This is a genomic window from Pseudomonas sp. HMWF021, from assembly GCF_003061005.1.
Lineage (GTDB): Bacteria > Pseudomonadota > Gammaproteobacteria > Pseudomonadales > Pseudomonadaceae > Aquipseudomonas.
Genome location: NZ_QAIK01000027.1, coordinates 183,689 through 189,850, shown reverse-complemented (window position 1 = coordinate 189,850; position 6,162 = coordinate 183,689). Strand labels below are relative to the sequence as shown.

Genomic DNA, 6,162 nt, shown 5'->3' with positions numbered 1-6,162 from the left:
GCCGCCTGCGCTATTTGAGCAGCAGGCGGCCTAATACTCCTACGGAGTGGTTTAAAAAAACTGAACCACTACACCGCAGGCTGCGATCTTTTGACCTTAAGCCGTTTGCGCCGCCCCGAATGCACCTTGGCGCATCAGCAGAATCACCAGCCCGAACGCTCCCGCCGCCATCAACAACGGCAACGCATGCCCGCTGATCCACTGGCTGCCCGCCCCCGCCAGCAAAGGCCCGATCAGACAGCCGACACCCCACAGCTGCGCAATGTGCGCGTTGGCCCGCACCAGCGCATCGTCGCGATAACGCTCACCGATCAGGATCAGCGACAGAGTGAACAAGCCACCCGCGCTGGCGCCGAACAACACCCACAACGGCCAGATCAGCAGCGTATCGATCAGCATTGGAATCGCCAGGCTCGACAGCATCAACACCACCGCGCAACCGGTGAACAACGTGCGTCGCGACAGGTAATCAGCCAGCGCACCAATCGGCAGTTGCAGTAGCGCATCGCCGACCACCACAGTGCTGACCATCGCCAGCGCGATCTCGGCGGTGAAGCCCTGTTGCAGGCAATACACCGGCAGCAGCGTCAGGATCATTGCCTCGAACGCCGCGAACAGTGACACCGCCCAGGCAATCGCCGGCAGCTCGCGGGCAAAACCCCACAGGTCGCTGAACGTCACGCTGCTGGCTTCACTGCTCGGCGCCCCGCTGCGGCTCATCAACAGCAATGGCGAGACCGTCAGCAGCCCGACGCCGACCCAGAACCCGTAATCGTGCTCAGTGCCGATCGCGCCCAATAGTAACGGACCAGACAGTTGGCTCAGTGCATAGCTGCTGCCATACAGCGCCACCAGACGACCGCGCCAGTGTTCGACCACCAGTTGGTTGATCCAGCTCTCGCCGAGGATAAACACAATGGTCAGAATCACCCCGATCATCAGGCGCAGCACCAGCCACACCGGATAGCTCGGCAACAGCGCCAGCAAGCCGATCGACAACGCGCCGGCCCACAAACACAGTCGCATCAGGTTGGCCGTGCCGAAACGCGCCGCCAGATGACTGGAAATCTTCGCCCCCAGCAGCACGCCAATGGCCGGCATGGCTGCCATCACGCCGATGGCGAAGGAGCCATAACCCCAACCCTCCAGGCGCAACGACACCAGCGGCATACTGACCCCCAAGGCCAGGCCAACACTCAAGACAGACGCCAACACGGCGAAATACGTCGCCCACCGCATGTTCCACGCTCCTGTGGATATTTTTATGTTCACCACAAAACCACTGTGGGAGCGGGCTTGCTCGCGAAAACGGTTTCACATTCAGCAGATGTGCTGACTGATACACCGCTTTCGCGAGCAAGCCCGCTCCCACAGGGGATCTCTGTTTCGTCAGGGAGCCCGGAATCGTCAGGCTCCCGTTAACGACCTACAGCTTGATCCAGGTCGCCTTCAGCTCGGTGTACTTGTCGAACGCGTGCAGCGACTTGTCGCGACCGTTGCCCGACTGCTTGAAGCCGCCGAACGGTGCGGTCATGTCGCCGCCGTCATACTGGTTGACCCACACGCTGCCAGCGCGCAGCGCTTTGGCAGTCAGGTGTGCCTTGGAGATGTCCTGGGTCCACACGGCTGCCGCCAGACCATACGGCGTGTCGTTGGCAATCTGGATCGCTTCTTCGGCGGTATCGAAAGCGATGACCGACAGCACCGGGCCGAAGATCTCTTCCTGGGCGATTTTCATCGCGTTGCTCACGCCGTCGAAAATCGTCGGCTCGACGTAGGTGCCGCCGGTTTCCTGGAGGATGCGCTTGCCGCCAGCCACCAGTTTGGCGCCGTCGCTGTGACCGGATTCGATGTACGACAGCACGGTGTTCATCTGCTGGGTATCGACCAGCGCACCGACGTTGGTCGCCGGATCCAGCGGGTTGCCCGGCTTCCAGGTTTTCAGCGCCTCAATCACCATCGGCAGGAATTTGTCCTTGATCGAACGCTCGACCAGCAGACGCGAACCGGCGGTGCAAACCTCGCCCTGGTTGAAGGCGATGGCACTGGCAGCGGATTCGGCAGCGGCTTGCAGGTCCGGCGCATCGGCAAACACGATGTTCGGGCTCTTGCCACCGGCCTCCAGCCACACGCGTTTCATGTTCGATTCGCCGGAGTAGATCATCAACTGCTTGGCGATCTTGGTCGAACCAGTGAACACCAGCGTGTCGACATCGTTGTGCAGCGCCAGCGCCTTGCCGACGGTGTGGCCGTAGCCCGGCAGCACGTTGAGCACGCCTTTCGGAATGCCGGCCTCAACGGCCAGCGCAGCGATGCGGATGGCGGTCAGCGGGGACTTTTCCGACGGCTTGAGGATCACCGAGTTACCGGTGGACAGCGCCGGGCCGAGTTTCCAGCAGGCCATCATCAGCGGGAAGTTCCACGGCACGATGGCGCCGACCACGCCCACCGGCTCGCGGGTCACCAGACCCAGTTGATCGTGCGGGGTGGCGGCGACTTCGTCGTAGATCTTGTCGATCGCCTCACCGCTCCAGCTCAGGGCCTGCGCTGCGCCCGGCACGTCGATGTACAGCGAATCGCTGATCGGCTTGCCCATGTCGAGGGTTTCGAGCAGCGCCAGCTCATCGGCGTGCTGCTTGAGCAGGCCGGCGAAACGGATCATGGTGGCTTTGCGCTTGGTCGGCGCCAGGCGCGACCAGACGCCGGAATTGAAGGTGGCGCGGGCGTTTTCCACGGCGCGCTGGGCGTCGGCGGCGTCACAGCTGGCGATCTTGCCCAGCAGACGGCCATCGACCGGGCTGATGCACTCGAAAGTCTCGCCGGAGACGGCGTCGGTGTATTCACCGTTGAGGTAGGCGCGGCCTTCGATCTTCAGGTCGCGAGCACGTTGTTCCCAATCGGCACGAGTCAGGGTGGTCATTCGAGTGTCCTCCTCTTGTTGAATAGAGCGCCGCGTTCTTCGCGGTCGTCTTCAGGAATGCTGCCCGGCCAGCCTGCTTTTCGGCCCAAGGCACCCGCCACCCTAAACCAGCGGCCGGGGTTGTTTCAATATATTTGACATAAGCGCGCCATACGGCCTTGCGGTGTTCATTTTAATAAACATAGACTTTGGCCCTTTCAAGCCACCGCGCCGTCATCACGGGAGAAAACAACAATGAACATCCAGAACGTCGTCGACATCAGCCTGACCAGCAGCGAAGCCGAACGCTATCGCCCGGACCCGGCCAAAGTGCTCAAGGGCGACCCTGAACAGGCCGTGTTCCATCAGTACGAAAGCCCTTGCGGGCAAATGGGCGTCGGCGTGTGGGAAGGTGCGGTCGGGCAGTGGACGGTGAACTACACCGAACATGAATACTGCGAAATCCTGCAGGGGGTTTCGGTGCTGCGCGACAGCGATGGCAATGCCAAGACCTTGCGCGTAGGCGACCGCTTTGTGATTCCGGCCGGCTTTCGTGGCACTTGGGAAGTGCTGGAGGCTTGCCGCAAGATCTATGTGGTCTTTGAACAGAAGGCCTGATCAAAATGCCTGCGTAGCCCCCTGTAGGAGCTGCCGAAGGCTGCGATCTTTTGATCTTGACCTTTTAAGATCAAAAGATCGCAGCCTTCGGCAGCTCCTACATAGGCAACAGGCAAAATCCGAGACAACAAAAAAGGCCCGTATCGTGAGATACGGGCCTTTTTCGTAAGTCGGGAAAAATCAATTACTTGATTTTGCCTTCCTTGTAGATCACGTGCTTGCGAACAACCGGATCATATTTCTTGATCTCGATTTTGTCCGGAGTAGTACGCTTGTTCTTGTCGGTAGTGTAGAAGTGACCAGTACCGGCGCTCGAGATCAAACGAATCAATTCACGCATGATTAGCTCCCTTAAATCTTGCCATCGCGGCGAAGTTCGGCGAGCACGACACTGATGCCACGCTTGTCGATGATGCGCATGCCTTTGGCAGATACGCGCAGACGCACAAAACGTTTCTCTTCTTCAACCCAGAAGCGGTGATGCTGCAGGTTCGGCAGGAAACGACGACGGGTTTTGTTGTTTGCGTGGGAAATGTTATTCCCGGTTACCGGACCCTTACCGGTAACTTGACATACTCTCGACATGCCTCAGCCCTCTAAAACCACATGCCCAACCCGGCATGGGTTGGCCGCTTAATCTCTCAGTCATTTGGCGCCAGGCGCCGCGTTTCTTTAGAGGTCTTACCGGCTACACCTACAGTGAAGGAACCGGGCCCCTAGAAAAGAGCGCTGCTTTATACCAGAAAGACCGGGGTGCAACAACAATGGATGTGCAATCAACCGGCAAAAAGGCGCATTTTCCGCCTGCGGACGCTTTGGATAAAGGCTGAGGCGAGTTTTGACCACTCGTCGCAGAAAACCGCCCTTACAGACGTTTCTGACTTTTCGCCCCGCGTCGCGGTCAGAAAAACGCCACTGACCTGCCCCGAAAATACAAAAAGGGGATAGTCATTTGCAATCCAGCCCTCTAGGGTAACCCTTTTCCAGACTGCACCTGCAGATGGCCTTCGATCTGTAAAGGAAGCCGACCATGCGCCTCGCTGCCCTACCCCTGTTACTCGCCCCGCTTCTGCTGAGCCCCCTGGCCCAGGCCGCCGCCCTGAGCGTCTGCACCGAGGCCAGCCCCGAAGGGTTCGACGTGGTGCAATACAACTCGCTGACCACCACCAACGCTTCGGCCGACGTGCTGATGAACCGCCTGGTCGACTTCGACACCGCCAGCGGCAAAGTCGTGCCGAGCCTGGCCGAAAGCTGGGAAGTCAGCCCCGACGGCCTGAGTTACGTGTTCAAACTGCACCCGCAAGTGAAGTTTCACAGCACTGACTATTTCAAACCGACCCGCACCCTGACCGCTGAAGACGTCAAATTCAGCTTCGACCGCATGCTGGACCCGGCCAACCCATGGCACAAAGTGGCACAAAGCGGCTTCCCGCATGCCCAATCCATGCAGTTGCCGGCGCTGATCAAGAAAATCGACGCACTCGACCCGCTGACCGTGCGCTTTACCCTCGACCACCCGGACTCGACGTTCCTCGCGACCCTGAGCATGGGTTTCGCCTCCATCTATTCCGCCGAATACGCCGACAAGCTGCTCAAGGCCGATGCCACCGACAAGCTCAACAGCCAGCCGATCGGCACTGGCCCGTTCGTGTTCACGCGATTTCAGAAAGACGCCTCGGTGCGCTACAGGGCCAACCCGGATTACTTCGGTGGCAAGCCTGCGGTCGACCCACTGATCTTCGCCATCACCCCGGACGCCAACGTGCGCCTGCAAAAGTTGCGGCGCAACGAATGCCAGATCGCCCTGTCGCCGAAACCGCTGGACGTGAAGGCTGCGCAGGAAGAGCCGACGCTGAAAGTGGAAAAGACTGACGCGTTCATGACCGCTTTCGTCGGCATCAACAGCCAGCACCCACCGCTGGACAAGCCGGAAGTGCGCCAGGCGATCAACCTGGCTTTCGACAAGGCCAACTATGTCAAAGCCGTGTTCGAAGACACCGCGGAACCGGCCAACGGCCCTTACCCGCCGAACACCTGGAGCTACGCGAAGAACCTGCCGGGCTACCAGCACGACGTGGCCAAAGCCAAGGCGCTGCTGGCCAAGGCCGGATTCAAGGACGGCTTCCAGACCACCATCTGGACCCGCCCGTCCGGCAGCCTGCTCAACCCGAACCCGAGTCTTGGCGCGCAGTTGCTGCAATCGGACCTGGCGGAAATCGGCATTCAGGCGGAAATCCGCGTGATCGAGTGGGGCGAACTGATCCGCCGCGCCAAGGCTGGCGAGCATGACCTGCTGTTCATGGGCTGGGCCGGCGACAACGGCGACCCGGACAACTTCCTCACGCCGCAGTTTTCCTGCGCGGCGGTCAAGTCCGGCACCAACTTCGCCCGCTACTGCAATGCCGATCTGGACAAGCTGATCAGCGCCGGCAAGACGACCAGCGAGCAAGGCGTGCGCACCAAACTGTACGAACAGGCGCAGGCGCAGATTCAGCAGCAGGCGCTGTGGTTGCCGCTGGCGCACCCGACCGCCTATGCGCTGACGCGCAAGGATGTGCAGGGTTATTCCGTCAGCCCGTTTGGCCGCCAGGACTACTCGAAGGTCAACCTGAAATAACCTGACATAGCCCCCTGTAGGAGCTGCT

6 protein-coding genes are annotated in these 6,162 nt (G+C 60.2%); 2 read left to right on the top strand and 4 right to left on the bottom strand.

Features of this window, described 5'->3' with window-relative positions; genetic code table 11:
- Positions 1–96: 96 nt before the first annotated feature.
- Together DBR18_RS02945 and DBR18_RS02935 are read right to left on the bottom strand one after the other, a co-directional pair.
- Positions 97–1,239, bottom strand: a complete 1,143-nt coding sequence (locus DBR18_RS02945) for an MFS transporter (RefSeq protein WP_108589182.1) — start codon at positions 1,237–1,239, stop codon at positions 97–99.
- 187 nt (positions 1,240–1,426) lie between these two features.
- Positions 1,427–2,920, bottom strand: coding sequence for an aldehyde dehydrogenase (locus DBR18_RS02935; protein WP_108589181.1), 1,494 nt, complete (start codon positions 2,918–2,920; stop codon positions 1,427–1,429).
- A 234-nt stretch (positions 2,921–3,154) separates the two neighbouring features.
- Here DBR18_RS02935 and DBR18_RS02930 point away from each other — a divergent pair, with 234 nt between their 5' ends.
- Positions 3,155–3,517, top strand: coding sequence for a cupin domain-containing protein (locus DBR18_RS02930; protein WP_108589180.1), 363 nt, complete (start codon positions 3,155–3,157; stop codon positions 3,515–3,517).
- Positions 3,518–3,701: 184 nt separating this feature from the next.
- Here the strand turns inward: DBR18_RS02930 and rpmG are convergent, their stop codons facing one another.
- Both rpmG and rpmB read right to left on the bottom strand, forming a co-directional pair.
- Complete coding sequence (gene rpmG / locus DBR18_RS02925) at positions 3,702–3,857, bottom strand: 50S ribosomal protein L33 (RefSeq protein ID WP_003177274.1); 156 nt, start codon at positions 3,855–3,857, stop codon at positions 3,702–3,704.
- Between the two features lie 11 nt (positions 3,858–3,868).
- Complete coding sequence (rpmB, locus tag DBR18_RS02920; RefSeq protein ID WP_003229474.1) at positions 3,869–4,102, bottom strand: 50S ribosomal protein L28; 234 nt, start codon at positions 4,100–4,102, stop codon at positions 3,869–3,871.
- A gap of 445 nt (positions 4,103–4,547) precedes the next feature.
- On the opposite strand from rpmB, the gene DBR18_RS02915 reads away from it, so the two are divergent.
- Positions 4,548–6,134, top strand: coding sequence for an ABC transporter substrate-binding protein (locus DBR18_RS02915; protein WP_108589179.1), 1,587 nt, complete (start codon positions 4,548–4,550; stop codon positions 6,132–6,134).
- Positions 6,135–6,162: the final 28 nt, after the last annotated feature.